The following is a 26,353-nucleotide window of genomic DNA, read 5'->3' on the forward strand; positions in this document are numbered from 1 at the left end:
GATTAATCACTCCTGTCTTGTAGTTTGTTTGATCGATTCATAATCCTGAAATTTCCGCATTTTCTCATATACTTCACTACTAATGGTCAACCCATCTTGATCCATAGCTGACCATACTGCACCGACTACAGGCTCTGTGGCAAGGGTAACCACGGTTGCCTGAGGGGCTGCAGCGTGTACAGCTTTCTCGATAGGCTGGCGAATCCAACCGCGATCCCCTCGGGTTAGCAGACTTCCTGCCAGCACCACATCGAAGGCCTCCTGCTCCATGCCTAGCTTGTGAATGATAGCTGCCGCAGACTTACCTAGTTCAACCCCTTGCCGATGTAAAATCTCCAGCGCTACGGCATCTCCTTCAGCTGCTGCTTCAAAGAGCAGGCGAGCAACATTTACGGGGACTTTTTTCCAATGATCAAGGAAATCGTGAAACATATGCCCAACTTCCTCATAACCTAACATTTTTAGCAGTAAGCCTGTTAATAGGGTGGGCTGTTCCCGGCCGTCCCAAGCTCGGATAACGGAACGAAACACCTCAATATTGAGTGCGCCACCCCCGCCAAAATCACCGTACATATAGTCAAAGCCGCCGCATTGATAATGCTCTCCCTGCAGGTTTCTGCCTGCTGAATTGGTGCCGGTGCCGCAGATGAGCGCGACACCATATGGGCGATTCGTTCCGGCGCGTAGACCGATCATAGTGTCACAGTTAATGGTGTATTTGGTGAATCCTATCTGGCGTATCATCGGATGGAGAATAGCATAGTCGGCCTCGCGATCAGCACCGGCAAGTCCGAGATAGGTATGCTGGATGTCTTCCAACCGGAGTCCGGCTTCAGCCAGCGCCCCGAATGTGGCCTCTTGAATACTGTTGGCGGCCTCAAGGGCGCCTGTCTGGTGGTTGCCGTTACCACTCTTGCCTTTGCCAAGAACATTGCCATGTTCATCGCTTAGCAGAGCATAGGTTTTCGTGCCTCCCCCATCGATCCCCAAGTAGTAAGTCAATGGTCGTCACTCCTAGTGTATAAATTTAATCTACTCAGCTTCGGTAGATTCACGTACGATAAGTTCAGGATCAATCCGCATCCCGGCTCCACGTTTCATCTTTCCGGAGATGCGTTTGAGCAGCATATCCGCGGCTGCCAGCCCGATTTTGTCTGCAGGCTGACGTATTGTTGTCAGATGTGGATGAAGCTGTGAAGCAATATAATGATCGTCATAGCCGACCACTGCCACCTCTTCGGGTACCTGAATGCCCGCTTCCATCAGGGCATTGATGACTCCAAGCGCGATATTGTCATCCCCGGCAAATACGGCGGTGGGCAGCTTTCCTTCCTTCAGCCAACGTTTGCAGGTATCGTATCCCATCCCAATATCGAAATCACCAGGCACGATCTCAAAGGGGGCCAGTCCTTGTTCCTGAAGCGCCTGTAGAAATCCACTGCGCCGCTCCCGCGTACTCCGGAACATTTCCTGACCGCAGAGATGAGCGATTGAAGTGTGTCCCAGCTCCAGCAGATGACGCGTAGCTGCGTATCCCCCCTTGAAGTTGTCGATCGTGATGGAGTAGGTATCATTTTCGGGCTTCTGATTATCTATCAGCACATAAGGAATACCCCGCCGTTTTAACTCCACAATATAATTGTCCTCTTCCATCGGAGAGAGCAGAATTAAACCGTCTACACGATCCTCCTGAATTAAATAATGGCTATCATCCGATTCGATGCCTGTTGAGATGGATATGGCTAAAAAATAACCATGCATCGCTAATATTTCATTCAGCTCTTTGACCACTGCGTCAAAAAAGGAATCTTGCAGGGTAGTGACAATAATGCCGATAATTCCCGTCTTACCGCTTGCCAGACTGCGTGCCGCAGCATTAGGGCGGTAATCCAGCTCTTTAATTGCCTCCAGCACCTTTTGGCGATTATTCTCGCGTACCGATTCGGCCCCATTTAACACCCGGGATACGGTTACAACGGATAATCCGGATTTTTTGGCTACATCAAAAATACTAACTTTCATCTTTAATTCTCCTCACGGCAGATTTTCCGATCCTGTTTTCTACTTTAAGTATACAGGGTTGGCAGACTGTCCGCTAAACGTATGATTTCACGCAGGTATACCGTCCCTAAAGGGGGCGGTATACCTGCCAAACAGTTATCGCTGAATGATCTCTGTAACCTTCTTCTGAATCGTCGCCATCACCTCTTCAACCGTCTTATGTCCAGTTTCTACTGGCTGCAATTCATTAATGAACATGTCATTAATTTGCGAGTAGTTGGTGATTAAGTGGTTATAGGATTCGAAGCCGTAGTTAACAGCACCCTCGTAGACATTTTTGATATCCTGTGGATCGATACCTTCAAAATGTTTATAGTAAGCTTCTGCAGCTTCGGTGTTGACTGGTGGGTTACCGCCACTAAGCTCAATGGATTTCTCTTGCACTTCGCTTGTGATCAGGTATTTGATCCATTCAAAAGCTTCCTTCGGATGTTTGGAGTCCTTCAAGATCAGCAGCGGATCGACATAAAGGGTGCTGCGTACCTTTTCGTTTCCTCCCCATGGTACAGCGGCTACGCCAATTTTGAAGGGGAAGTCATTTGCACCTGCAAGGTTCCATGAGCCTCCGATAGACATGCCGATTTTACCAGCAACAAAGGGATCGCCGTTCTGTCCAGCTACACTTTTGCTCCATTCGGAAGAAGGAGAGACTTTATCCTTAAAGACAAGATCAAAAAGCTTGTTGTAGGCAGCGATCACTTCAGGGGAGTCAAAATAAGTCTCGGAAGGCACGCCGCCATTAGTCCATGTATCTTCTGAGTAAGGCTCCGCTCCAAAATATAACGGCCGCATATCGCGTTCGGACCAAGTGAAGTCTACGCCATATTGAGTTTTGGCGATATCATCGGATACAAGCGTCATTTGTTTAGCTTCGTCGACCATTTTTTCAAACGTCCAGCTCTTATCTTCATAATCGCTTGTTGGATAAGTCAGTTTGGCAGCATCAAACATGTCTTTGTTATAGAGCATTAAGGTGACATACATATTGACCGGGATGCCGTAAGTGTGATCTTTAACCTTGTAGATACCCATTAGATTCTCTGGGATACTATAATCCTCTGCCTTGAAACCATCCTCTTTCATAAGGTCGGTCATATCGAACAACATACCCTTATTGTAGTATTCTGCGAAACCTCCATACCCCCAGTGACTTGTCACGTCGGGCGATTTGCCGCCGGCAATTAGCGTTTGCAGCTTGCTGTCGAACTGCTCATATGGCGCTTTTTCCACTTTCACTTTAATATTCGGATGCTGCTTCTCGAAATCAGGGATTAATTTTTCGACAAATGTGCGGTCTTCTGAATCTATTGTGTAATGGGTAATCGTTACCGTTTCTGCTTTGCCTCCAGAATTAGTAGAGCCACCGTTTCCTTCAGATAGGGCGTTACCCGCCGATTTGCCGCCGCTACAGCCTGATAAGGCTAGAACAACGAGCATGGTTGCTGCAAGTAAAAGCGCAATACTTTTCCTGTTCTTGTTCATTAGCTAAACCCTCCATGATTTCAAGTATATTTGGCCGCCGGATGGCGGATTATTACTTAATCCCTGTAAGTACAATCCCTTCGACGAACTGTTTCTGGGCTACAGCAAACAGCGTAACGATTGGGACCATAGCTAGAACCGAAGCAACCATTAGCAGATGCCAAGGTGGAATGCGGAACCTCGATGAGGTAAGAGAAGCCATCCCGACGGGTAGCGTGAACTTATCTGATGAGCTTAAGTAAAGCACTGGCGTAAGCAGATCATTCCAGTTGTAGATAAAAGCAAAGATAGCTACGGTTGCAAGTGCAGGTTTGGAGAGTGGGATTGCTATGGTAGCCCACATCCGTATTTCACCACAGCCATCAATGCGTCCGGCATCAAACAGCTCTTCAGGCAATGTGGAGAAGAATTGGCGCAGCAGAAAAATATTATAGGCTGAGCCGAAGAAAGCAGGCACGATCAGGGGTAAAAAGGTATCTATCCAGTTCATTTGCGAAAAGAGTACAAATTGCGGAATCATAATGGCCGGATAGGGTAACATCATGGTGCTCAGCAGCAGGATGAACCACACCTGATTACCTGTACCTCTGAATCTGGCGAATCCATAGGCAACCAGCGCCGAAGAAATCAAGGTTCCCACAACACTAAAGCCGGCGATAATCAGACTGTTTTTATAAAGTGTACCGAACTGCAGGGTATCAAATATTTCTGTGTAATTGCTCCACTGCCAGCTCTCCGGAAGAAAGGTGGGTGGGAACTTCAGCATCTCGCGTTTGGACTTAAGTGAAGTGGAGACCATGAAGAACAAAGGAAGCAGCATCAGAAATGTTGTAACTACTAGAGTAATAAAGCTGAAAATCTTAACAGGCTCCGCTTTCCGGCGGCGTTTGGTTCCTTTAGTCCGGGGGCTTAGCGCTCTGACTGTACTCATTTGCGTCCGCCTCCTTCATAGTGAACATAACGGTTAGACAATTTCATAATTAGTGCGGTGCAGAGCATAACTACGATAAGGAGCACCCATGCCAAGGCTGAGGAATAACCGGCACGATATTCTTTGAAAGCGCTGGTGTAGAGATTATAGACATAGAACCAGGTAGAGTAATTCGGCCCCCCTTGAGTCATGACAAAAGCTTGGGTAAAGACTTGGAAGGAATCAATCAGTCCCATAATCAGTTGGAAGAGCAGCACGGGAGAGATCATCGGTAAGGTAATGTTCAGGAAGATTCTGAAGCGCCCGGCACCGTCAAGGTTAGCGGCTTCGATCAAGCTAGCCGGTACGCCTTGCAGACCTGCGAGGAATAAAATCATTCCTGAGCCTGCTGTCCAGAAAGTCATGATGATCAAGGCATATAGTGCAGTGTCTGGGTTCATCAGCCAAGCCGGTCCATGAATGCCGAACCAGGAAAGGATGTAATTGAAGAGCCCGATCTGCGGGTTGAAGATCCAGTACCACAGCAGGGACATGGCCACGCCGGATACCATGCTTGGAAAATACATTGCTGTTCTGAAAAAGCCGCGCAGAGGAATGGTCTGGTGAAGCAATAGTGCAAAGCCAAGACCGAGCGCAAGCTGGATAGGTACACCGATGAAGGTATATCTCAGCGTGACAACCACCGATTTCCAGAACAGGTCATTGTGAAACATCTCTGTGTAGTTAGCGAGCCCGATAAATTTAGGTGGGTGTATGATGTCATAATCAGTAAAGCTGAAGTAAAGCGATGATAAGATAGGATAAAGGGCGAATACTAGGAAGCCGATAATCCAAGGAGAAATGAACAGATACATGTAGAACGTCTGCCGCCTGTTCTCGCGATTGATCATGACACACCAACCTCTCGTTTTAAAAGTATAAGCGCTTTAACTTTAGATCATACTAACACTATTAATTAGCAATAATACTAGGTACCTAGAGATTAAAGTTTAACCGCTTTAACTTTTTGATTCGCTTTAATAAGCTTATCATAGAGGATGATCACTAAATAATCAACACTTATTTTAACTATAAAAGCGCTGTCAGTCATTAAACGTAACATATAGTCTGTCATTTTTGTGAAAAAGGGATCTGAAATAAGATTAGGGAGATTGTTATGTTAACTATTATAACGTAATATTATTATTTTTTATTAATATTTCTCATGCTATGATTAGGTTTGGTCATATTTTGTTAGAAATGAGGAAACTGAATGACGACTAGACCTTACTTAAAAATGATCCAGCATTCTGTTACAGCCTCAGGGATTAGCTTTGAGGAAATTACACCGAATTTCGTATATAGAGCGACAGATGGAGTGAAATCATTTGTGATGGTAGACGCTGAGATCGGACTAAACAACAGTGCTTCTACGATCATTGCCATGAGTAAATCTCTAACTTATGATGTTTTGCATAAGGCGAATATCCCAGCCGTAGAACATATTTATTTGCCGCATCCAGACTCCAAATTTAGCAATTTGAATCCTTATCCATTGGCTGAGCGTTATTTCCAAGCGTGCAATGGGGAGGTAGTTATGAAGCAGGATAACGGGGCGCAGGGAAATCATGTGTACAAAATCAATGAGATAGCCGATCTGCATGAAAAGCTGGATTTATTATTTTCTTTACAGCTTAATGGGGCAATAGGTCCTTATTATGAAGCGGAGATTGAGTATAGAATTGTAACTTTTAATCATCAGGCGCGTGTATTCCTTGGCAAAAAAAGAGTTCGTTCGTGGAAGCATAATTTGATTAACGGAGCTGTTACGATTGAGGTGAAAGATCAGGCCAAACAAGAGGCGCTGGCGGAGCTTGCCTTCTGGACCTCTAAAGCGCTGGGCCTTGATTTCTGCTCAGTAGATATCTTAGAGACAAATCAAGGCTTGATGGTGATTGAGGTCAACCATAAGGTGATGTTAGATGAATATTGTAAGCAAAATCCAAGTGAAGTACCTGGCCTCTCAGACCTTTACAGGGAAGTTATTCTTCAGCGTATGAATCAGTTATAAGCCGATATTCAGCAGCGATTGCCCGAATAATCTTTTGGCATTTCCGATTAGAGTTTGCGTACCCACGATTACAATAATCTCCGAAGGTGATTGTTCTTTAACATACGTAAGAGCATCCTCTAAACAAGGGAATTCGAAACTTTTTTTGAGAAAACTTTTAGCGATAAGCAGGGCATCCGTTGGGAAAATTAGATGGCTTATATCGGGTTTGGTTACGATTAGTTGATCCGAGACTGTACTCATGACTTCGATGACCCCTGTGTAATCTTTATCCTTAGGGACACCGATGATGGATGTGACGGTACGGCTGCGCTCAGGATTCACTAATTGAATAAGTTCAGCCAGATAGCTTGCAGAATCTCTATGAATAGCTCCGTCAATAATCGTCAGTGGGTCATGATAGATAACTTCACAACGCCCCGGCCATTGTAATTGTTCAAAACAGTGATGTACGATCTCCTGATCAAGGGGTCCCCCTGTAATCTCTTCACAAAGTGCGACTGCGCTGGCAGCATTGACCGCTTGAAACTGTCCCAAGAGCGGAAGGGTCAAGGCTGGATAAACGGCTGGCTTCGTCCGGACATCAAAAGTAGTTCCGACAGAAGTGGTTGTGATAGATTCAGCTAAAAACTGTTCTTCATAATATTGCACAGGGTTGGAGGAGAGGTTGTCCTTCATGATCGCAAGAACGTCGGATTTCTGTTTGCTAACATAGACGTTTGTTGTGTTGTTTTTGACAATCCCCAGCTTGTGCAGTGTAATGCTGTTCAGATCAGGTCCCAAATGGGCTACATGCTCTTCCATAATCGGGGTAATGACAGCCCAGTCATTGCTCAGGACATTGGTGTCATCAAACCTTCCTCCTCTACCGCATTCAATCACATTGATATCTGTACCCTTCTCCTTAAAGTACAAAGCCGCAATAGCCAAAGCAACCCCAACCGGACCTTGATATTCGTCAGCAGCAAGCTGCTCTTCGATCTCGTAGAAGCCCCCGCGAATTACATTACCAAATCGTACAAAATCTTCTGTGGCTATTGCCTGCCCATTGATCCGGATTCTTTCGTTGAAATCTACCAGGTGAGGGGAGGTGAATAACCCCACTTTATATCCCAAGTGACTTAACAGAGAGGAAATAAATCTAGAGGTGGAGCCCTTACCTTTACTGCCTGTGACCAGTATGTAGTTTTGATTGCGATCCGGACTTCCAACTGCATCCAGTAATGCTCTGGTTAACTCCGGTTTTCTAACTTCTTCATCCAAAGTTTCTGTAATGTTGTTAATGGCCCTTAGGTAAGAGCTGTAGATCATATCTTCTACTTGGGATTGTGAAGTGAATTCCACGGAAATCCCTCCATTTAATTAATTTTGGCGCGTTCCTCAGATAGTGTTGTGTAGATGATAATCGGAAGTAACACAAGAGAAATGATGACGGTCAGAGCGATGCTCCAGTTCAAATCCTTATATAGCTGTACTATGGTGAACAACAAAGCGATAACAGGTAAGACCAGTTTGTTTAAGTGCTTTAGGAATAAGGAGTACATACTTCTTTTTACGGTAACTGATGTGCCGATGCTTGGGATTTCTAACTCGTTACGCGATAAGGCGGTGATCCCGATAAATAAGTGGCCGTCGATAAATTTAAGCTGCTCATTATCCGCATGAATCTTGACTGACTGGGCAATATGCTCCGTATCGATGTCTAAGATGGGGATGGTGATTTGTTTGGAATTATAGGAGATCACGATCTGATCTGTTTCTTCCATGCCTAGCAGTTTTCTAACATTCGGATGAATTCTGCATAAATTCTGGTGCTCATCAAAAGGGTAAGGATGACCCACTCTGAGGGTGAGCTCTCTTTTGCCAATAAAAAAGTTCCCTAATGCACTTAAGGGCCGTTGGATCAGTTGATTTATAAGTTTATGTATGCCTGGCTTGGGTTGAGAACGCGTCCTAGCGCGAGTAATGATTAATGGGTCATGCCCCTCGGAATGGGTTTCAAGCAATAACATGATGTATCTGTTGAAGTAAAGGGTATTCGGTTTGGCTGTGCTATCTTCTCGTAAAGTTAGGTTTACCCGGAAGCCGTTTGTGGGATTGATAAGTTCCACTTGATTCGTATATTTACGGACGAGTGCTGGACAGGCTTTTACATAGGGTTTGGCAATCTCGTCCACTTTAGGAATTCCCCGAAGAACTGTGTCGTATTCTGGCTTCGTTATTGTTAATCCTGTAGTCAGGCAGTCCCCGAGCTTGTCCTTTGCCCGCTTGGATAATTGGATTGTACCTCTTGGCACCTCATCTGCCGATAAAATTAAACAGCTGACTTTCACACCATTCTCTGCTGTAAGGTCAACGAAGATATGCTGGACTAAACCTAATTCCTTTAACTCTTCGGAGTTCATTGTGATTTCTTCACGAGGTTGAAGGCTTTGTTTGTCTAGAATAGTAAAGGTTTGCTCGATAATAATGTCAGACACCGCCCAATAGTTTAATGATTTGTTCAAGGGAATGAATGGTTTTTTGGAATAAATCAAACGCATTCGGGTTACGATAATTTCGATTAATTTCAATTTGAATACTTTGAACTAACAATTCCTTAGCGCAATATGAAGTAATCGTTCCAGGATGGGATGCAGAAAATGTATGATTTTGTCGAACTTTGGTAATACCATTATTGTTAAAGATGCCTATGACGTCATTTAAATTATTCTCTCGTATAGAGGTTCCGTACAGTGTCCCTAGGTCAATATCAAACTCTCGAAGTTTGGAAGCTCCGTGCAGATCGATCACAAACTGAATGCGATGTTCTTTGACAAGCGCTCGTAGCGCAGCCTTATATTCTCCACCTAAGATGTAATTTGGGTCTTCTTTGGAAAAGCTATTTGAATAAATACAGTAGCAATTAGTGAGCTTTTGTAACAAGAGGGCAAGGGAGCCTGTATACATGTCAGCTGGTTTTACAGCATGTTCTCGAAAATGGTTAATGGCATGTGGAGCTGAGACAAGTACAGGAAGGGAGCCTTCTACAATCGAGTAGGGGGGATCTACCCCGATATCGCCAAAATAATTATTATTGGAGAATTGTAGCTCATACTGTTCGATCAGAGATAAAATATGCAATCACCTATTCATAGTTATTTAATGGGTCTTTAACCATTAGTATGTCCTAAGCATTCACCATTCATGAATAAGGATGAATCTATTATAACGCTTGCAAGGTTTGCCGTGGGCAGTTTTCCATAAAATGATTCTAAAAGATTGGCTATTGAAAAGTTCAAAATGGTGTGCTAATATTTCAATTGAAAACGTTACCGATAAGGATACCGAGAAGGATACCAAAAAAGAAGCTGGGGATTACTTAAGCAAATGAAAACGCTGACATAATTTTCGCTAACAGCATCGGAACGTCTTCATACGAAGTAATCTAATAAAAAGTACGAGGGGGAAGAAGAATGAAGAATATCAAAAAATATTTAGGGCTCATGTTAGTAATGTCTATGGTTGTTGTCTTAGCGGCAGGATGTGGGAATAAAGAAAATAATTCTGCAACCAATGATGGAAACGCTACATCTGGTAAAAAAGGGTCAGTTTATTTCTTGAACTTCAAACCTGAGATTGCAGAAATATATGAAAAGATCGCTAAGGATTACGAAGCAGAAACAGGAGTTAAGGTAAAAGTCGTAACGGCTGCTGCGGGTACTTACGAAACTAAATTGAAATCCGAAATCTCCAAGTCTGAAGCGCCAACTATTTTCCAAATTAACGGACCTGTTGGTTTTCAATCCTGGAAAGATTACACCTTGGATTTGAAAGATACTAAGCTTTACAGCTATCTGTCTGACAAAAGCTTGGCTGTAACTGAAGGTGAAGGCGTGTATGGTATCCCTTACGTAGTTGAAGGATACGGCATCATCTACAACGACGCAATTATGAAAAAATACTTCGCTTTGGCTGATAAAGCGGTATCGATCTCCTCCACAACTGAGATCAATAACTTCGACACTTTGAAAGCAGTAGTAGAAGATATGACGGCTAAAAAAGACCAACTGGGCATTAAAGGTGTATTCGCCTCCACTTCCCTCGCTGCTGGTGAGCAATGGAGATGGCAGACTCACCTTGCAAACTTGCCGCTGTATTATGAATTCAAAGACAATACTGAGTTTGACAACACCGTTCTTGCGGGTCTAGCTTCTAAAGAAGTTGAATTCAAATACAACGATAAATTTAAAAACATCTTCGATCTGTACATCAAGAACTCTGTAACTAAAGAATCCTTGCTGGGTAGTAAATCCGTAGCTGACTCCATGGCTGAATTTGCACTTGGTAACGCAGCTATGGTTCAAAATGGTAACTGGGCTTGGTCACAAATCAACGATGTTGACGGTAACGTAGTTAAAGCTGAAGAAATTAAATTCTTGCCTATTTACACAGGTATGGAAGGCGAAGAAAAACAAGGTCTGGCTGTAGGTACAGAAAACTATTTCGCAATCAACAGCAAAGTATCTGCTGAGAACCAACAAGCTTCTATCGCTTTCTTGGAATGGTTGTTCTCCAGTGAAAAAGGTAAAGCTTATGTGACTAACGATCTAGGTTTCATCGCTCCATTCAACACCTTTGAAGACAGCGAAAAACCAGCAGATCCACTTGCTAAAGAAGTATCTGCTTGGATGGAAAAAGATCTTACTTCTGTAGCTTGGACATTCGCAGCATTCCCAAGTGAAGAATTCAAAAACGTCTTTGGTGATGCCCTCTTGCAATACGCTCAAGGAAACAAAACTTGGGATGAAGTTGTAACCATCTTCAAGGACACTTGGAAGGCTGAAAAAGCAAAATAATAAATGCATGGAAAGATGCTTGAATAACTCTCAGTTGTCATACAGATAAAAGCTTAGTGCCACTGGGCTCCCTCGGGATTCAGTGGCACTAAGCAACAATTGGAGTGGATCTTGCTACATCTGTTTCATCATTTTCCATACTGAGATAGGAGAAGACTCCATGGAAAAATCGATAAAAAAATATTTTGCTCTTTTTGCATTACCGACCATAATAGCCTTTGGAATTGCCTTTGTGATCCCTTTTCTTTTGGGTATATATTTGTCTTTTACAGAGTTTACTACAGTCAATGATGCAACATGGATAGGGTTTGGCAATTACGCTAAAGCTTTTTCGAATCAAGAGTTTCTAAATGCATTAGGTTTCACCGTTAAATTCACAGTTTTATCTGTTCTTACTATTAATGTGTTCGCCTTCATCTTGGCGATGTTATTAACTAGAAAGCTAAAAGGTACCAACGTATTTAGAACGATCTTCTTTATGCCTAACTTGATAGGCGGTATCGTATTAGGATACATCTGGCAGTTGATTTTTAATGGGATTTTGTACAAATTTGGTGTCACTTTGACCTCTGATGCAACGTATGGATTTTGGGGACTAATCGTTCTTATGAATTGGCAATTGATAGGGTACATGATGATTATCTATGTTGCAGGTATTCAGAATGTTCCTAAAGATATAGTAGAAGCCGCAAGAATTGATGGAGCTTCACGTTCTAAGATTTTGCGTAATGTGACTATTCCACTCGTAATGCCGTCCATTACTATTTGTTTATTCTTAACCTTATCCAATTCATTTAAATTGTTTGACCAGAACTTAGCGTTAACCGCTGGTGCTCCGTCTAAGCAGACCTCCATGTTAGCACTGGACATCTACAATACATTCTACGGAAAATCAGGATGGGAAGGTGTCGGTCAAGCGAAAGCCGTCGTATTCTTTGCTTTAGTAGCCTTAATCGCCTTAATACAACTTGTCATTACTAGAAGAAAGGAGGTTGAGAACTAATGCAAAAGACTAGAGCAAAAGACTACTCTATATTCACCATTTTGTTGGTCTTGGCCATTGCGTTCTTATCTCCTATTTTTATTGTTCTGATGAACTCCTTCAAGGGTAAGTTCTACATTAGTGATACGCCGTTCTTATTCCCTAATGAGACTACATTTGTTGGTTTAAAGAACTATACTAGTGGTGTAACAAAGATTGATTTCTTCAGTGCCTTCGGAATGTCCTTGTTTATCACGGTATGCTCAGTGGCTGTGATCGTGTTATTTACTTCCATGACTGCATGGTACATTACCCGGGTGAAGTCCAAATTTACAGGCATGATGTATTATGCGTTTGTATTCTCGATGATCGTGCCTTTCCAAATGGTTATGTTCACAATGACTAAGACCGCAAACGTGCTGCATCTCGACAATCCGATAGGGATTATCTTAATCTATTTAGGGTTTGGATCAGGGCTGTCTGTGTTTATGTTTAGCGGATTTGTGAAGTCTATCCCGCTTGAAGTTGAAGAAGCGGTAATGATTGATGGCTGTAATCCACCTCAGGCCTTCTTTAAAGTGGTATTGCCTATCCTGAAGCCTATTGCTGTAACTGTAGCTATCCTTAATGTAATGTGGGTATGGAACGACTTCCTATTGCCAGACCTGCTGATTGGTACAGAATATAAAACGATTCCTATTGCGATCCAGTACCTAAAAGGTGGATACGGATCGATTGACATGGGAGCTATGATGGCGATGCTGGTCTTAGCTATTGTGCCAATCATCATTTTCTACCTGACTTGTCAAAAGTACATCATCGAAGGTGTCGTTGCGGGTGCGGTTAAGGGTTAAGCTTGATCTACCTCGTTAAATAAATTAATATTCATGTAAGAAGCGAGTAGGGTGTTTTTCTTGATGGGTGACCATCAGGAATCCCCTGCTTTCTTATTTTGACTATGAAGTTGAATAAGGATTAAGGAGTTTGATAGATACTAACAAGTAAAGGATAGATAGAAATGGAGAGACTGACTATTATAGACATCGCCAAATTATGCGGTGTTGGCGTGACTACTGTATCAAGGGCTATTAACAATCATCCGGATATTAATGAAGAAACAAAAGCTATGGTTATGAGGGTTATCAAGGAAAATCATTATGTCCCGAACAACAGTGCAAGAAATTTAAAACGTTCTGATTCGAAAACGATTGCAGTATTGATTAAAGGGATATCCAATCCATTTTTTAGCCCGATGATCAAAGTGTTCGAAAAAGAGATCCAACGCAAGAAATACTCCTTCATCCTACAACGAGTTGATGAGAATCAAGATGAGATCGAAGTGGCGATTGAGCTGGAGAAAGAAAAACGGTTGAAGGGAATTGTCTTTTTAGGAGGGCTATTCTCACACTCTCAAGAAAAATTACAGCAATTAACGGTTCCATTTGTCCTTAGTACGATTGGGATGACGGAAGAGTTTGATTTGAGCGACTATTCTTCTGTATCTGTCGATGACTTTAATGAGAGCTATAAAATTGTCGACTATTTATGTAATCAGGGGCATGAGAAAATTGCGGTCATTACTGCTCCAGAAGAAGATGTAAGTATAGGTAAGTTGAGATACGAGGGTTATAAAAAGGCTTTAGCTGATCATGGCATAGCTTATAATGAACAACTGGTACGGCGAATGAAAGAGGATATTGATAGCTACAGCATGGAGAATGGGTATGCGGTTACAAAAGAATTGCTAGAATTAGGAGAAGAGTTCACCGCTATTTTCACCTTATCAGATAGTATGGCTATCGGCGCCTGTAAGGCAATATTTGAAGCGGGCAAGCGAGTCCCGGAAGATTACTCTGTGGCTGGTTATGACGGACTGGATATTTCCTTCTATTATAATCCTTCTATTACTACCATCAAACAGCCGGTAGTGGAGATTGCGGAAGCAACGATTAAGATTCTTTTTGATCTCATCAATAAAAAGGTTAATCATGCGCATCAGATTTTTCCGGCAGAATTAATTGTTAGAGAGTCTACGAGGTCTTTATTGTAGTTTCAACAAGTGAGTATGTTTAAGTTTATTTACGAATCGGGGTGGGGAGATAGAACCGCAAGAGATTAAACCTAACGATATCAACAGCATCACACGGTTTCTCACCGCATTTGGTGATCCTACTCGGATTCGGATTGTTACGTTATTAGGGAATAAAGGTCGGCTGAATGTTGGGGAAATTGCAGGTGAATTCGAAATAAGCAGGCCAGCGATTTCACATCATCTCAAAATCCTACGGGATGCCCGCATTGTTGATCATAAAAAGAGAGGCCAGGAAGTCTATTACTGGCTGGCGCGTGAACGGCTAGCAACAAACTTTAGGGCGCTTGCTGATTTGGCAACGTCGTTTAATCATGGGGACTAAGCCATCTCAAGGGAATGGTTCAGTCCCATTTTAGGATAACCAGGCATTTACCATATCGGAGACGGGTTTATAGATAAATATCATCCATCCCAATGGGTTAGAGACCGAAATATGTAACGCATTAATAAGACTGAAGAAGGTTCCCAGCAACAGAAGAAATGAGAAAACCCACATCTCCTTGATTAATTTTTTCCTCCACATCAGGGGAACTTCAATGGCTGCTATAACGGCTACAACTATGAGAATCACTACTATACCCAATATTCACAACCTCCCAAACCATCTAGTTTCGAGCTATTAAGTCTTTGCTCAGTGCTCTTCTGAACATTACTACAATTTCGCTGTAATAAGTGTAATTTGGTTAACACTCGATACTCTTTCAATTTTAATAGTTGGGCACCTTGCGATGTTATACATGGTTTTGTGACTCCAATTCATCACTTCGTCTCTTCTAGGAAAGAGTTAGTCACTTTCCCTAACAGGCGAATCTTAATATCCATCTTTACGCTTATTGGAAGGTTAACAAAGGTCTCATCCCAATTGTTTCGCAGTTTCTTCCACGCCTGCGGGTTAGAACGATGGATGATTTCACCGAATCCAAAAATATCGCTTTTGTATTCATTCTGTACCTTTTTAATAGTAGTTTTGAATAAATTCTGGACTTTTTTATTGGCGATTTGTTCTAATTCGGTGATAGTTTTTGTGTCTGTCAGTTCAAGATTTCTACACTGAACCTCCCCTATATCTGATTCTATATGTTGCTCAATACTGATTTCTGGTTTGTCATTATGGATGCTGCCTTTCATTTTGGAACGGGCTTCAAATACATCAAGCGAAACCTTTTTACCTTCGGGACATTGGATATAGAAAACAGTACTCTCTACTTTATTGGTTAAATAGTTATACACTTTTGATTCCTCAGGATTTAGCCAACCAATCAATTTGTCTTCCTTGAATACGGCCAATCCGGAGTATTTCAATTCTGTTGGAGAGTCTACCGTTTCAACATTATTCGGAGTTTCTCCTACATCTACACTCCCCTCGATGACAACACCTGTTAAGACTGGATTCTTACCCTTACTGACAAGTTCTGTAATTAGGGTTCCTAATGTCACAGTAGATGTAGGTGCCCAATTTTTCTCCGAGCTTTCCAGACTGGAAAACAATCGCACGGCAGGAATCTTTTCAAGACTGGTTAATATTTTCAACGCATCTTCTGCCTTTGCATCCTTTGCCACCACTATAAAATAATCATTTCGCGTATCAGTGTCTCTTGACATGAAATCAAGAACATCGTTGATTCCCTCTTTAGCCAAATCCTCGCCAAGGACTAGGATTCGTAAATGAGAGATATAAATTTTACGTGGGCTAACGGTTGTGATTTTTCTAAGGGCTTCATATACAGTATTTCCTGTCGCTTTATAAAGGTTGACGGGTGCTTGAGGAGAGCCTCCCTTGGAGCCAGCGATTTGACTGGGTAAGACCACTTGTGCAGAAACTTGATATTGATCTCCAATTTTATCGATCCCTATTCCTACAGCAATCGCAAGATCATTTAATTCTCGGCGGCTCCAGCAACCTGTTACAAATATTTGCATGAGAATAAGAACACAAATCAGAAGCGATCTTCGTTTCATGGTTTAATCCTCCGTTAGATCTTTCGGTATTCATGTCTCCCAGCCCATCTTTAGCTTCGAGATTTTAAGCCTTTGTCCAGTGCCCTTCGAAACATTCCCACACCTAACAACACCAAAGGTAGAAATAACCCGAAGGTTATAACATAGTACACCCAATAATTATCGAATACTTTGTTGTAATAGGTGTAATTTGGCGCAATAAGAGGTGCTAGTGTAACCAAAATTAATCCTGTGGGTAGAGTTAGCACCCGGTACTCTTTTAGTTTGAATAATTGAGACAACCCCAGAACGAAAGCATAGAAGTATAAGGTAACTTCTATAAACAAGGTTAACATCCAAAGTAGTGCTATCATGGCTTCCACCCGCTCGAAGAAACCACCAACGGATATGCGCCTTGCAATGTTATAACTGGGATAGATATCCCTGGTTGTCAGATCTGGACCTAGCACTAATATGGAAATAGTAACCGTCAGGAAGATAATAATACCGCCTAAGAAACAGCCTTGTAGTAAGCCTTTGGTTATCTTTTGTTGTTGGTTTACATAAGGGAGAAACATTAGAAAAACAACCGGTTCTATAAAGGTGTAAGCCGTAATGGAAATAGACCCTCTCAACACTGGTTTTATGCCATCCTCCAATATGGGCAGTAATCTGACAATCTCCATCTGAGGAATAATTGCGACCGTTAGAATCAGAAATAGGATAATAATCATAGGTGTAAAGATCTCTCCAGCTCGTCCTATGACTTCAATACCTAGTCGTGTAGCCATAATCACGATCACCATGAATAAGATTAAAACAGCCGGAATAGGGGTTCTCGGTAATATTTCGGATGTAACGAACTCACTGAGTTCTCGCATACTTCCAACGGTGACGATAAGAAAATACATTAAGGTCAAGAGTGATAGAATAGTCCCAATCCATTTTCCAAAAGCCTTTTGAATCGCCTCAATAAGCGTTAGTTTGGGGTACAACTTTACGAACTTGCTGTACATATAGATGGCTAATAAACCTACGATCATACCAATTAATGCGGAAATCCAGGCATTTTGTCTGGCGTAGTGTGAAGTGGAGGGAGGGATTACGAGAATGGAATCCCCGATCGTAAGGAACATAACCAGTATGGTAAGCTGGCGAGTACTTATTTTACCTTTTTCGAGCATGGCTTTCTTCACTCCAATTTATCACTTCATAGGTCAAGGTTTCAGGGGCTATTCCTCCGTGAGATCTCCCGGTTTCTCCGGTGGTGTACTCTTTTCCCGAACGATATTTTTTTTATTGATAAGTCTAGGGCGGGTAAACATAGCCCAATGCGGCATTCGGAAAAAGGTGTCCTTTTGATCGGCGAGATTATAGGGAGCAAACGGGCTCAAATAAGGAATTCCAAAGGAACGTAAGCTGCACATGTGAAGAACTATCGCAATAACGCCGATAATGATCCCAAACAATCCAAAGGATGCAGCAAGGAACATCATTGGGAAACGGAGCATTCTGATGGTCAGGGCAAGATCGAAGGATGGCAGCACAAAGCTGGAGATAGCAGTAATAGCGACGACAATAAGCATGGCAGCAGAAACAATGCCGGCATCAACTGCCGCAGTCCCAATCACTAGGGTGCCTACAATGGATACAGATTGGGCTATGGTTTGAGGCATTCGTACACTCGCTTCTCGTATAATCTCAAAGGCAAGCTCCATTAAGAGTGCTTCAATAAATGCTGGAAGCGGCACGCCCTCCCGTTGTGCGGCTAGACTGATCAGCAGGGTTGTGGGCAGCATCTCCTGATGAAAGGTAGTAATAGCTACATACAAAGATGGGGCAAGTAGTGAAATGAAAATACTGAAGTATCGAAGCATTCGTACTAAGGTGCTAACATCGGCACGTTGATAATAATCTTCCGCCGTCTGCATGAAGGAAACAAATAAGGTAGGCACCGTCATTACTATAGGTGTCCCATCTACTAATATGGCTACTTTTCCTTCCATAAGAGCAGCTGCTATAACGTCAGGGCGTTCCGTATGATGGATCGTTGGAAATGGGGTATAGGTTTCATCCTCGATTAATTCTTCGATATAGCCACTTTCCAGGATCCCGTCAATGTCGATCCGATCTAAACGTGAGTGGACTTCTTGCAGAATCTCATCACTAACAATGCCATTGATATACATGAGGGCTACGTCTGTCTGTGTTACACGTCCAATTTGCTGTGTTTCTAACCAAAGATTGGGGTCTTTTATTTTCCGCCGGATTAATGCGGTATTCGTGCGTAAGCTTTCTGTGAAGGCTTCCTTAGGTCCACGAATCACCGTTTCAGTGGCACTTTCCGTTACGCCACGGTCTTTCCAGTCACGCATGCCTATGGTGAACCCTTTGGTATATCCATTGAGTAAGAGGATCACATCTCCGGATAATAGAGAGGTGAATAAAGAATTGAACTCCGTCGCATCTTTAATATCCCCTACAGTGAGCATGTGATCTTTTAATAATTGATAGTTGGCTGTTTGTGTATCAAGACTTGGATCTGGAAGTTCTAAGATTAGTGATTCCAGAATGAAATCCTGAATAGCTTTACTATCCGCCAATCCATCTGTATAGAAAATAGCTGCTTTAATCTGGTGTTTGGAACCAATAAAGAATTCTCTAATCACGAGATCTGTACTATTGCCGAGTGTTGTTTTTATATATTGAATATTATCTTGAAGTTTTTCTTTAATGGGTTCCTTGGGTAATTCTTTAGTGGGGTTAGGGTGCCCTAATGAAGGGTTCTTAAAAACTTTTGTTATTGTTCTGTTCAGAAATCCCATAGTTGTTATCCCTCTTCCGCTGGTGCTGTAAATATAGCTATTACCAGAATGAGGTGGGATTATTCTGAACCATGGATGGGTCAACGCATATCAAAAAAGCCGCAGAGAGATTCTCTGCAGCTAGCTAGAAGCGCTTAATTAAGACTTTAAGACGTCCAATCGTTATATAGATGCTTCTCCGTTAGGATGGACAACAACTGAATACCAACCTCATTATGGCCACCTTCAGGGATGATCAGGTCAGCGTATTTTTTGGATGGTTCGATAAAAGCTTCATGCATGGGTTTAACTGTACTCAAATATTGATGATGGATCGACTGGATGCTCCGTCCACGTTCTTCAATATCTCTAAGGACCCGGCGGAGAATGCGTACATCAGGATCGGCATCCACGAATACCTTGATGTCGAGCATTTCACGGAGATTCTCGTCAGAAAGGATGTGGAGTCCCTCGATGATTACAATATTGTTTGGCTTCAGTTCTACCGTCTCTGTAGTGGAGCGGGCATGGACTGTAAAGTCATACACGGGAGCGAATGCGGTCTGTTCTTCGCGCAGAGATTTAAGATGCTCAATGAGCAGCTCGTTATCGAAAGCGAAAGGATGATCGTAATTAATGGATTCACGTTCAGCAAAGCTGAGATGTGAGTGATCCTTATAGTAGTTATCTTGAGATATGAAAGTTACCTTTCCCGTTCCAAGACGGTCAATGACGGAGCGGGCTACGGTTGTTTTTCCCGAGCCGGTGCCGCCGGCGATACCAATAATGAGCATGTGATTCAATAACCCTCCCTAAGATTGCCGTTGCAATTCCAATATTGTAGCACAGCGCTCATGTTTTTTCACCTTAGATCGGGTAAAATTAAGATGGGATTTTTGGAAATTCGTCTATATTAGGGACAAGGCAAATCCGGAAGGGGTTATCCAACGAATGAACGGAAAAAAAACCGTACAAGAGGCTTTTAATGAAACGGCCTATCGAATCGCAGGGAATGGGAATAGAGATGTGCAAGTGTTGAAGGAAGCCTTGGCAGCCGTAGAGAACAGTACGGCATCTGATATTTATGGAACGGGCGAAGTGATTGAAGATTTCCAGACGAAAATGGCGAATATCCTGGGCAAAGAAACCGCGGTTTTCTTTCCGAGCGGAACGATGGCGCAGCAAATCGCTTTAAGAATTTGGTGCGATGAAAAAGAGGTGAAAAAGGTAGCCTATCATCCCTTATGTCACTTGGAGATCCATGAGCAGGATGGCCTGAAGGAATTACATCATATTGAGCCTATCTTGCTTGCGGACAAGAACCGATTAATCACTTTGGAGGATGTGGCGAACCTAAAGGAGGATATCGCCTGTTTGTTGCTGGAATTACCCCAGCGCGAGATTGGTGGTCAGCTGCCAGAGTACACGGAGCTTGAAGCTATTTCTGCTCATTGCCGTGCACGCGGCATTAAATTGCATTTGGATGGGGCAAGATTATTTGAGATCCTCCCGTATTACGGGAAGTCAGCAGCTGAAATCTCTGCACTCTTTGATAGTGTGTATATATCCTTTTATAAAGGAATTGGAGGAATCGCTGGGGCAATTCTTGCAGGCAGTGAAGATTTTACGAAGCAATCAAAGATATGGAAACGGCGGCATGGTGGAGACTTAATCAGCTTATATCCGTACATCATTTCTTCTGATTATTATTACCAGCAAAGAGAAGGCAACATGCAGCAGTATTATGAAGGTGCAAAGGAGCTTGCTGCCTGGGTTAATCAATGTCACGACGTAACCACTCTGCCCGCTCAACCTGTCTCCAATATGTTTCACATGCATTTTCAAATGTCTAAGGAACAAATTGAACCGATTCTGTCAGCGGTGTATGAGGCGACAGGAATCGGTTTAAGCGCGGGTATAAGAGCTACCGGGGAACATGCTTCTTATTGTGAGATCAGCATTGGAGATAAGTATGCCGACATCCCAAAAGAAAAACTTAAAGAGTTTTTTCTGCTGCTCGATAAGCTAATGAGCGAATCATCTGCCGAGTAGCGTGCGGAGTAAGGAGATTCGTAATAGTTGTTTTTTAATAAGCTTCATGCGAAACTCATTTTTTAATTGATTGTAGATCAGCGGGCAATGGTTAAGCGCCCAATGGTACATGAATTTAAAGTCTGTAGCGTCCTTTGCAGAATTTATTAAATAGTATGAGATCGTATCGTAAGCATTGTGGTTGAACCATTCCGTCATTTCCTGTGCGTTATATCCATATTTCTGCACGGCCATATTCTTAATGAGTTTCTTTTCTTCCAGATTCTCAATTAAGAATCCTTGGCTCAGATTAAAGGTGATATTGTTCCCGTGTATTCTGTACACGCCGGCAATCACATCAATGAAGCCCGCATCACCTACCAGCAGGGAACGCAAATAGATGGAAGCATCGTTGACCATATTCATATCTAGGATATCCATAGCCATTAAGGCCTCTCGTTTAAAGACAGTAGTTAAAGTAGAGGCGGGTTTTGGATATCCTTTTTTCTCGAAATTCATGAAATAATCGCGTTTCTTAATAATGCTGCTAAGCTGCAGATTGGAGATTTTTAGTTGTTTGGCTTTGGAATACTCCAGAAACACATTCGCAGCTACAAATGAAATTTCGGGATGAAGGAGATGGAAGCGGACTGCTTTACTGAAATAATTCATGTCGATCAGATAATCATCATCATCGAGAAAAAGAACATATTCCCCATCACCATGTGCAGCAAAAGCTTTTCGGCGATTATTTCCAGGTCCGCTATTGGTAGCATTGCGCATGTAAATGACCCGTGGCTCCGCCCCAAAGTGTTGCTGCATTAACTCTTCCGTGCCATCTGTAGAACAATCATCAATCACTGTAATCTCTTTATTGGGATAGTCCTGCATTAAGATACTTTGGATCGCTTGGTATAGGAATGCTTTTCTATTATAGGTGGTGATAATGACACTGATCTTGGGAGAATCGGATAAGGATTGGATTGTTGGGTAGGAAATTTCCGTATCCGAAATGCGGCTTTCCATTTTAACCAACCCCTGAATTAAACCTGCGATATCACTGGCAACAATGTTGAATTGTTCAGACAGATAGAATTTCAAAGTATCCTCTGAAGCCCTCCCCGTCAGAAAGGCATGAATAACCTCAGATAAGGTTTCCAGATAAGGTTTGATTTGTACATTTTGTTCTTGATCTATGATCTGGCGGCATCTTTGCAATAGTTCTGTATCCTCTATTTGGATGGTGGGTGAATGGTTTATTTCATCATTTAGGTCGTTTAGAAAGACGTAACAGGCTTGCTGCAAAACCTCGCTATGATCCATTTCCAGTCCTCCTGTTGTGTTATTTGGATAAACCACTTACCTCAGGCTGAGCGTTAATTTTATTTTTGAGTTTGTATCGATACTTTTTGAGATGTTCCCATGTATAGAGGAAGACTTCCCGTTCCATTAAAGAGCCGATTACAAAATATACAGGCAAGATCACTAGTCCTAGAAGTACACCCCAGATCATAAGCCCCAGATAGGAATGGATCGGGATGTCGATGGCAGTTGTGATGAGAATAATGCCTACAAAAACTACTGCATTCGTAAGCCATCTTCTAAAAGTGACCCATGGACTGCGGTCCAGCAAATGTTTGCTGGCATAGATCACAATATCTATGGAGCGGTATAGGAGGGCAACTATCGTTCCCATCAGTACACCGTAAATTCCCATGAAGATTACGAAGACAACAGAAGCCACCAGATTAATGGCGGATTCCAGAATGGAACGGTTTTGTGTTTTTTTGAAATGTCCAGCGATGGTAATCACATTATTGGAAGACGTTCTGGCATTGGTTAATAATTTGATGACTACGAACAAGACCGGCAGCCACATATCAATGTAATTCACGTCGTTTACCCCAGCGGTATACAATTTCATAAAGGGTAAAATCAAAATGTAAGCCACCGTTAAAATCGAGAAGATAAGCCCCATAAAATACACTTCGTAAGCATCATAAAATTTAATAAATGCTTCTTTACTCTCATGGTAGCTTTGCCCGAGGGCAGCCTTCACACTTCCGTTTATGGTCTGGACGATATTATCCACGATCGTAAAAATCATATTGTACATAACATAGATACTGACGATTTTTAGATTCGTAAAGATGGTTAATATAAGTACGTCCGTATTTCTAAACACCAAATAGGAGATTTCATGGACTAATACGGAATTCTTTTGACCAATGGCTTCATAGTCTGGTTTGAGATTCAGGTTGATCCACTTGTAATTCTTATTCATATAAATATAGAAAGCGATGATTTGAAGTAAAGTTAAGATAAAATAGGAAGCTTGAACCGCAATAATGTCCACACCTTGCAGTAATAACAGAATCCGGATCAGGCTGTTCATAATATTAGCCACAGTGACAATAGAAGTCTCTACATAGCTTTTTCCCTCCGCAGCGAGCAGGACCTTGAATTTCCCCTGAAAATAATAATTGATTGCTCCGCCCATCCCCGTAAGCAAAATAATGACCATAATCGATAATTTATCGATCTCAGACGAGATCACTAGCGGGTACACGATGGCGAGTAGCAGTACGGCGAAGAAATAGTAAATACCTGTTTTTTTATAATAGCTGGAGGTGGCAGCCAGAATAGAGTTGATATTGTTTTTATTATCCGAAGCTACCGGCTTGTAAAGTGCTTGGATCGAGGCCGCCCCAACACCTGCTTCCAGCAGCGCCAAATAACTAATAATCTGCACAATCGAAGCGATCAACCCATTGGCCTCAGAGCCATAGTTGACCATTATCAGTCTGGGTATAAAAAAACCGAGGATAATCGTGATGAGTTGACTTCCCAGTCCAAAGGATAAGTTAAGAATGCTCCGCTTGGCTTTCATAACGAATCCCCCTTTCGTAAAGCGGTAAATACGTATCTAGATGCTCGAAATGTCTTTCGGCTTGTTTTGCTTGCAGTGTGACATCCATAGAGCAGGTGATCATACTTTCAAAAATCTGTGCAGGCTGGACCTGTTCCAGCGTGTTGAAATCGGCATACAGACCTGTGAATCCAACATCTTCCATTACATTGACCATTTTTTTGCTGTAGGCTACAGGGAATACCGGTTTATTAAATACCCAGCCCAGAATCATTGCATGGAATCTTGAAGCCACAATAGAACTGGCATTAGCTAACACGGACAACACTTCTTCCATGTTCGTTTTATATAAATGCACTTGAATAGCATCCTTGTAGGAGGGACCGATAAGGCGCTGAATCTCTTCAATCGCCAGTTGATCGCCTTCGTGTTCGCAAAATGACATGAAATGAACTGCGTAACCTTTTTCAATGAAATAAATTGCGAGTTCTTTCATTTTTTCATAATAGAGGTTGTCAAAACCGTTCAGACCTTTCGCAGAAGGTTTAATAACGGATAAGACGATGTAATCCTCCGGTTCGTTTGGAATATCTGGCGGGTCTAGCTGAAAAATAATATCTGGGGCTAAGCGGACATTATCCAGATCCTTAAATAAATCATAAGAGTACTGTTCTCTGAAACATATATCTGTATAATCCTTGAAAATCCGCTTGTGCTCATCATAGTATTCTTGATTTGTAAAAGGGCCAAAATTAGATCCTAACAGATAGTAAGGCTTATTTTGATTACGAATGACTTCTGCATTCTTGAAATGCTCTGCCCAGTGGTCTGCTTCCATGAAAATTGAGCCGCCGATATGAACGACGCCATCTGAGTGATCTGCCAGATATTTGTGAGCCACATTATGTATCTTTAGCTTCCTGCAAATATAGCCAATGCCTCTTAGAAGAAGGGAATCGGAAGGATACACTTTGAGGTTAGGGAGCTCTTTGAAACATTGTTTATAGAGGCGTGGTGCGCAAATTCTGAATTTGGTATCCGGATATCTTTCGCACAGCACCTTAATGAATAGATCATCGCCCAGATTAAATTCGGTATAGGCGTATATCAGCATCTTTTTCATATTCTAGATTCCTTTCGGGTTCCGTTCCCTTTAAGTAGGTTGCGCTTGAACCGGGATAAGCCTCTCTCCACAGAGATGAATCTGTGATATAGAAGCGGGGAGATTAAAAATGTTCTGATATAAAGGGTTAATCTGCGATTATCTCCTCTATAACGTCTTATGAGTTCATCCATTTCTTGATTGAGCTTGGGATAGGTATGGTTGATGTCACGAAGTAATTCCTGAATGCTTACCCCTTCCGTACCATTTAGACAGGTTTTGAGGTTGAAAAAGTAGTTCTCAATCAGCTCACGGTTCATTAACAAAGGGGAGATCGTGTCTAGTTCAGCAAAGGGATAGGTTTTGAAATATTCATCCACCCTTTTGAAAGCATCCACTACATCGAATTTATTCACGTTATAGCTGTTGGAGATGGAGGAGTTTCTCTGTAAATAAAATGATAGTATATCCGGGATTGAGATGACTCTGGCCGCTCTGGACAAGGCTTTGTAGATGAACTCTTGATCCTCTCCATTCACACAGCGTTCTGTATAACCTAACCCGTGGAGAAGTAAGAATTCTCGCTTATAAGCGATACTCCCTGTCCATATTCGCAAGCTTTTGTTCACGAAAATCCGCGCCAGTGCTTCACTTCCCGTCACGTCGCTGAAATCAGAGGTACAGCTTAATAGAGTTTCTCTGCCTTCTGAGACATGATTATAACCCCAGCAAATAATCTCGGGTTGTTCATCTTGAGTATAAGAATGAATGGTTGAGACCAAGTCTGCGGAGACATAATCATCTCCATCGACAAAAAGAACATAATTACCTGTGGCTTCAGCTAAACCCCTATTTCTAGCCGCGCTTACTCCATGATTCTCCGTTCGAATGACTTTACAGAAAAGGGCGGGATTACGCGAAAGAATCTTTTCTATAACGTTGTAAGTGTTATCCGTAGAACCATCATCTACGATGATGACTTCGAAATGCGGATCGCTTTGGTCAAGCAGTGAATTAAACATAGGGGTTATATACTGCTCTATATTGTATACCGGGATCACAAGGCTTAGATTCATGGGTTCGCTCCTTTCCTGTGGAAAACTGGATGATAAGCTATCTTAAGCTTACCCCTCGTATGAAAAGATTGTATATACTACTTTAGTTTACTTATTG

At 42.3% G+C, this 26,353-nt stretch carries 23 protein-coding genes; 6 read left to right on the forward strand and 17 right to left on the reverse strand.

Going from position 1 to position 26,353, the window contains the following annotated elements:
• Nucleotides 1-6 precede the first annotated feature (6 nt).
• The 5 genes from NST25_RS01200 to NST25_RS01220 all read right to left on the reverse strand — a co-directional run bounded on the left by NST25_RS01200 (nt 7) and on the right by NST25_RS01220 (nt 5,364).
• Nucleotides 7-1,002 carry a BadF/BadG/BcrA/BcrD ATPase family protein gene (locus tag NST25_RS01200; RefSeq protein ID WP_076303198.1) on the reverse strand — a complete coding sequence of 332 codons (996 nt, stop codon included), beginning with the start codon at nt 1,000-1,002 and terminating at the stop codon, nt 7-9.
• A gap of 30 nt (nt 1,003-1,032) precedes the next feature.
• Nucleotides 1,033-2,022, reverse strand: coding sequence for a LacI family DNA-binding transcriptional regulator (locus tag NST25_RS01205; RefSeq protein ID WP_076303197.1), 990 nt, complete (start codon nt 2,020-2,022; stop codon nt 1,033-1,035).
• A 135-nt stretch (nt 2,023-2,157) separates the two neighbouring features.
• Nucleotides 2,158-3,543: a sugar ABC transporter substrate-binding protein gene (locus NST25_RS01210; RefSeq protein ID WP_076192581.1), complete on the reverse strand. Its 1,386-nt coding sequence runs from the start codon at nt 3,541-3,543 to the stop codon at nt 2,158-2,160.
• A 52-nt stretch (nt 3,544-3,595) separates the two neighbouring features.
• A complete protein-coding gene (locus tag NST25_RS01215) occupies nt 3,596-4,474 on the reverse strand; it encodes a carbohydrate ABC transporter permease (RefSeq protein WP_038568194.1) in 879 nt (292 codons plus the stop codon).
• A complete protein-coding gene (locus NST25_RS01220; protein ID WP_036687229.1) occupies nt 4,471-5,364 on the reverse strand; it encodes a sugar ABC transporter permease in 894 nt (297 codons plus the stop codon). Before NST25_RS01220 ends, NST25_RS01215 begins: the two co-directional genes overlap by 4 nt.
• A 362-nt stretch (nt 5,365-5,726) precedes the next feature.
• Here NST25_RS01220 and NST25_RS01225 point away from each other — a divergent pair, with 362 nt between their 5' ends.
• Nucleotides 5,727-6,524, forward strand: coding sequence for a hypothetical protein (locus NST25_RS01225; RefSeq protein WP_340393209.1), 798 nt, complete (start codon nt 5,727-5,729; stop codon nt 6,522-6,524).
• Here NST25_RS01225 and NST25_RS01230 read toward each other — a convergent pair.
• From NST25_RS01230 to NST25_RS01240, 3 genes are read right to left on the reverse strand one after another with little or no spacing between them, the layout of a single operon-like run.
• Nucleotides 6,519-7,868 (reverse strand): Mur ligase family protein, encoded by a 1,350-nt coding sequence (locus tag NST25_RS01230; protein ID WP_340393210.1) that lies wholly within the window; start codon nt 7,866-7,868, stop codon nt 6,519-6,521. The genes NST25_RS01225 and NST25_RS01230 overlap by 6 nt on opposite strands.
• Nucleotides 7,869-7,882: 14 nt before the next feature.
• Nucleotides 7,883-9,031: a hypothetical protein gene (locus NST25_RS01235; RefSeq protein ID WP_340393211.1), complete on the reverse strand. Its 1,149-nt coding sequence runs from the start codon at nt 9,029-9,031 to the stop codon at nt 7,883-7,885.
• A complete protein-coding gene (locus tag NST25_RS01240; protein WP_280753366.1) occupies nt 8,997-9,647 on the reverse strand; it encodes an N-formylglutamate amidohydrolase in 651 nt (216 codons plus the stop codon). Before NST25_RS01240 ends, NST25_RS01235 begins: the two co-directional genes overlap by 35 nt.
• A gap of 332 nt (nt 9,648-9,979) precedes the next feature.
• Between NST25_RS01240 and NST25_RS01245 the strand changes: the two genes are divergently transcribed.
• The 4 genes from NST25_RS01245 (at nt 9,980) to NST25_RS01260 (ending at nt 14,394) form a co-directional block, all read left to right on the forward strand.
• Nucleotides 9,980-11,362, forward strand: a complete 1,383-nt coding sequence (locus NST25_RS01245; RefSeq protein WP_076186229.1) for an ABC transporter substrate-binding protein — start codon at nt 9,980-9,982, stop codon at nt 11,360-11,362.
• A 160-nt stretch (nt 11,363-11,522) separates the two neighbouring features.
• Nucleotides 11,523-12,365: a sugar ABC transporter permease gene (locus NST25_RS01250; protein WP_036687240.1), complete on the forward strand. Its 843-nt coding sequence runs from the start codon at nt 11,523-11,525 to the stop codon at nt 12,363-12,365.
• On the forward strand, nt 12,365-13,198 hold the full coding sequence (locus NST25_RS01255; RefSeq protein ID WP_076192570.1) for a carbohydrate ABC transporter permease: 834 nt from the start codon (nt 12,365-12,367) through the stop codon (nt 13,196-13,198). Before NST25_RS01250 ends, NST25_RS01255 begins: the two co-directional genes overlap by 1 nt.
• A gap of 164 nt (nt 13,199-13,362) precedes the next feature.
• A complete protein-coding gene (locus NST25_RS01260) occupies nt 13,363-14,394 on the forward strand; it encodes a LacI family DNA-binding transcriptional regulator (protein WP_076186227.1) in 1,032 nt (343 codons plus the stop codon).
• A gap of 394 nt (nt 14,395-14,788) precedes the next feature.
• Here NST25_RS01260 and NST25_RS01265 read toward each other — a convergent pair whose 3' ends face one another.
• The 5 genes from NST25_RS01265 to udk form a co-directional block, all read right to left on the reverse strand.
• On the reverse strand, nt 14,789-15,019 hold the full coding sequence (locus NST25_RS01265) for a hypothetical protein (RefSeq protein ID WP_254847760.1): 231 nt from the start codon (nt 15,017-15,019) through the stop codon (nt 14,789-14,791).
• A gap of 176 nt (nt 15,020-15,195) precedes the next feature.
• On the reverse strand, nt 15,196-16,395 hold the full coding sequence (locus tag NST25_RS01270; protein WP_076282650.1) for a Ger(x)C family spore germination protein: 1,200 nt from the start codon (nt 16,393-16,395) through the stop codon (nt 15,196-15,198).
• Nucleotides 16,396-16,445: 50 nt separating this feature from the next.
• Nucleotides 16,446-17,558 (reverse strand): endospore germination permease, encoded by a 1,113-nt coding sequence (locus NST25_RS01275; protein ID WP_076282651.1) that lies wholly within the window; start codon nt 17,556-17,558, stop codon nt 16,446-16,448.
• 48 nt (nt 17,559-17,606) lie between these two features.
• Nucleotides 17,607-19,199 (reverse strand): spore germination protein, encoded by a 1,593-nt coding sequence (locus tag NST25_RS01280; protein ID WP_076192561.1) that lies wholly within the window; start codon nt 19,197-19,199, stop codon nt 17,607-17,609.
• 146 nt (nt 19,200-19,345) lie between these two features.
• On the reverse strand, nt 19,346-19,972 hold the full coding sequence (gene udk, locus NST25_RS01285) for a uridine kinase (protein ID WP_340394347.1): 627 nt from the start codon (nt 19,970-19,972) through the stop codon (nt 19,346-19,348).
• Nucleotides 19,973-20,129: 157 nt separating this feature from the next.
• Between udk and NST25_RS01290 the strand changes: the two genes are divergently transcribed.
• Nucleotides 20,130-21,230, forward strand: coding sequence for a beta-eliminating lyase-related protein (locus NST25_RS01290; protein WP_076126976.1), 1,101 nt, complete (start codon nt 20,130-20,132; stop codon nt 21,228-21,230).
• On the opposite strand, the gene NST25_RS01295 is transcribed toward NST25_RS01290, so the two are convergent.
• From NST25_RS01295 to NST25_RS01310, 4 genes are read right to left on the reverse strand one after another with little or no spacing between them, the layout of a single operon-like run.
• Entirely contained in the window at nt 21,216-22,532 is a 1,317-nt protein-coding gene (locus NST25_RS01295; RefSeq protein ID WP_340393212.1) for a glycosyltransferase family A protein, read from the reverse strand. The genes NST25_RS01290 and NST25_RS01295 overlap by 15 nt on opposite strands.
• Before the next feature lie 19 nt (nt 22,533-22,551).
• On the reverse strand, nt 22,552-24,099 hold the full coding sequence (locus tag NST25_RS01300) for a sugar isomerase (RefSeq protein WP_076126979.1): 1,548 nt from the start codon (nt 24,097-24,099) through the stop codon (nt 22,552-22,554).
• Nucleotides 24,074-25,201: a polysaccharide pyruvyl transferase family protein gene (locus tag NST25_RS01305; protein WP_076126981.1), complete on the reverse strand. Its 1,128-nt coding sequence runs from the start codon at nt 25,199-25,201 to the stop codon at nt 24,074-24,076. Before NST25_RS01305 ends, NST25_RS01300 begins: the two co-directional genes overlap by 26 nt.
• Entirely contained in the window at nt 25,198-26,256 is a 1,059-nt protein-coding gene (locus NST25_RS01310; RefSeq protein ID WP_076126983.1) for a glycosyltransferase family A protein, read from the reverse strand. Before NST25_RS01310 ends, NST25_RS01305 begins: the two co-directional genes overlap by 4 nt.
• Between the last annotated feature and the right edge of the window lie 97 nt (nt 26,257-26,353).

It is taken from the genome of Paenibacillus sp. FSL E2-0190 (genome assembly GCF_037992965.1).
GTDB lineage: Bacteria > Bacillota > Bacilli > Paenibacillales > Paenibacillaceae > Paenibacillus_AQ > Paenibacillus_AQ odorifer.

What these genes read in the sequence shown, in the direction of transcription:
- NST25_RS01205 (WP_076303197.1), bottom strand. Translation starts at nt 2,022, where the DNA reads ATGAAAGTTAGTATTTTTGATGTAGCCAAAAAATCCGGATTATCCGTT.
- NST25_RS01210 (WP_076192581.1), bottom strand. Translation starts at nt 3,543, where the DNA reads ATGAACAAGAACAGGAAAAGTATTGCGCTTTTACTTGCAGCAACCATG.
- NST25_RS01215 (WP_038568194.1), bottom strand. Translation starts at nt 4,474, where the DNA reads ATGAGTACAGTCAGAGCGCTAAGCCCCCGGACTAAAGGAACCAAACGC.
- NST25_RS01220 (WP_036687229.1), bottom strand. Translation starts at nt 5,364, where the DNA reads ATGATCAATCGCGAGAACAGGCGGCAGACGTTCTACATGTATCTGTTC.
- NST25_RS01225 (WP_340393209.1), top strand. Translation starts at nt 5,727, where the DNA reads ATGACGACTAGACCTTACTTAAAAATGATCCAGCATTCTGTTACAGCC.
- NST25_RS01245 (WP_076186229.1), top strand. Translation starts at nt 9,980, where the DNA reads ATGAAGAATATCAAAAAATATTTAGGGCTCATGTTAGTAATGTCTATG.
- NST25_RS01250 (WP_036687240.1), top strand. Translation starts at nt 11,523, where the DNA reads ATGGAAAAATCGATAAAAAAATATTTTGCTCTTTTTGCATTACCGACC.
- NST25_RS01255 (WP_076192570.1), top strand. Translation starts at nt 12,365, where the DNA reads ATGCAAAAGACTAGAGCAAAAGACTACTCTATATTCACCATTTTGTTG.
- NST25_RS01260 (WP_076186227.1), top strand. Translation starts at nt 13,363, where the DNA reads ATGGAGAGACTGACTATTATAGACATCGCCAAATTATGCGGTGTTGGC.
- NST25_RS01270 (WP_076282650.1), bottom strand. Translation starts at nt 16,395, where the DNA reads ATGAAACGAAGATCGCTTCTGATTTGTGTTCTTATTCTCATGCAAATA.
- NST25_RS01275 (WP_076282651.1), bottom strand. Translation starts at nt 17,558, where the DNA reads ATGCTCGAAAAAGGTAAAATAAGTACTCGCCAGCTTACCATACTGGTT.
- NST25_RS01280 (WP_076192561.1), bottom strand. Translation starts at nt 19,199, where the DNA reads ATGGGATTTCTGAACAGAACAATAACAAAAGTTTTTAAGAACCCTTCA.
- udk (WP_340394347.1), bottom strand. Translation starts at nt 19,972, where the DNA reads ATGCTCATTATTGGTATCGCCGGCGGCACCGGCTCGGGAAAAACAACC.
- NST25_RS01290 (WP_076126976.1), top strand. Translation starts at nt 20,130, where the DNA reads ATGAACGGAAAAAAAACCGTACAAGAGGCTTTTAATGAAACGGCCTAT.
- NST25_RS01295 (WP_340393212.1), bottom strand. Translation starts at nt 22,532, where the DNA reads ATGGATCATAGCGAGGTTTTGCAGCAAGCCTGTTACGTCTTTCTAAAC.
- NST25_RS01300 (WP_076126979.1), bottom strand. Translation starts at nt 24,099, where the DNA reads ATGAAAGCCAAGCGGAGCATTCTTAACTTATCCTTTGGACTGGGAAGT.
- NST25_RS01305 (WP_076126981.1), bottom strand. Translation starts at nt 25,201, where the DNA reads ATGAAAAAGATGCTGATATACGCCTATACCGAATTTAATCTGGGCGAT.
- NST25_RS01310 (WP_076126983.1), bottom strand. Translation starts at nt 26,256, where the DNA reads ATGAATCTAAGCCTTGTGATCCCGGTATACAATATAGAGCAGTATATA.